Genomic DNA, 1250 nt, shown 5'->3' on the forward strand with positions numbered 1-1250 from the left:
TGGGTGGGCTCGCGGTCGCTCGCGCGCGTGGTCGTGGTTCCGTCCCCCAGACCCCCCCCCACACCCCCCCCCCCCCCGGCGCCGTGCTGCAGCGGCCGTCCCCTGCGGGGACGGCTGTATCGTCCGCCCACTGCGTGGGCGGGGCGGAGCCGGTTCGTTCCTCACCGGCTCCGCAAGAGCCGGCGCCGATGGCGCCGGCGGTCGACCAGCAGAACATCGCGCCGTGGAAGCCGCCAAAGAAATCAGGCAGAATTAGCCATGTCGAATGGCTTCCGTGTCGGAGGTGGGCGGCCTGCGGAACTTGGCAGAGCGCAGGCCGCCCGATGCGTCCTCCGGCAGGAGGGGCCCTTCAGCCCGTCCAGAGGACGACGCGACCATAGTAGGCACCACTGGTACCCCGGGAGTGCCCCAGGATTGAGTAACCAGGAGCACTGTGACGACGCTAAACGGACGCGAGGTCTACACCCGGCGAGCCCTGATGGACAGGTACGGCATGACGCTGTCCCCCCTGGAGAAGTGGCACCGCGACCGCAGCGTGACCGGCCACCCCGAGGCCGTTGGAACAGTCGGCCGCGAGCTGGTCTGGGACCGTGAGGAGTGGGATTCCTGGTACCAGAGGCGACACGACACCCAAGACCTGGAGTCCCGTGCCGAGCTGGCAGCCCGGCACGGTTTGGCCCTGGTGACCCTCAGCCGGATGTGGTCACTGCGCGAGGAGAACGGTCACCCCGCGCCGGTCAAGACCGTGCAGCAGACGACGTACTGGGACGTCGGCGAATGGGACGCCTGGTACGCCGACTACCGTCGGCGGTCCCAGCGCAGGGAACTGGACGTCGACCGTTCCGGTAGCCCCAATGACCTTGTCACGCTGTCCCAGGCCGCGCGCATTCTCGGTGTGGAGCCCAGCAGCATCACCCACTACCCCAAGAACCCTCCGAGGAACTGGCCTCAGCCAGTCCAAGAGGAGGAGCTGCCCAGCGGCCGTATGCGTCGGCGCTATCGGCGCGCGGACATCTGGCACTACGCCGACACCCGTACCATCGCCGGACCCCACCGCACCAGGCATCCGAACAGGAAGCCCAAGCCCGAGGAAGAGCCGAACTCGTGACCCGCCCCCAGGACGACCGCGTCGCCGGCTGAGCCGAATCGACCGTGAAGGCCCTGCAGCCCAGTAGCTGCAGGGCCTTTCGCATGTCTGTCCGCATCCACTGCTGCCGTGCGGCTGGTGGGTCTTGTCAGTGGTGAAGAGG

Annotated in this window: 1 protein-coding gene; it reads left to right on the top strand. The window is 68.5% G+C overall.

Annotated features, from left to right (window positions below; all coding sequences use genetic code 11):
- The first annotated feature begins 433 nt into the window (after positions 1-433).
- The gene (locus ACFV0O_RS41500; RefSeq protein ID WP_380350282.1) at positions 434-1108 is read left to right on the top strand and encodes a hypothetical protein; all 675 of its coding nucleotides are present in this window, start codon (positions 434-436) and stop codon (positions 1106-1108) included.
- Positions 1109-1250: the final 142 nt, after the last annotated feature.

This window comes from Kitasatospora sp. NPDC059577 (assembly GCF_042735475.1).
Lineage (GTDB): Bacteria > Actinomycetota > Actinomycetes > Streptomycetales > Streptomycetaceae > Kitasatospora.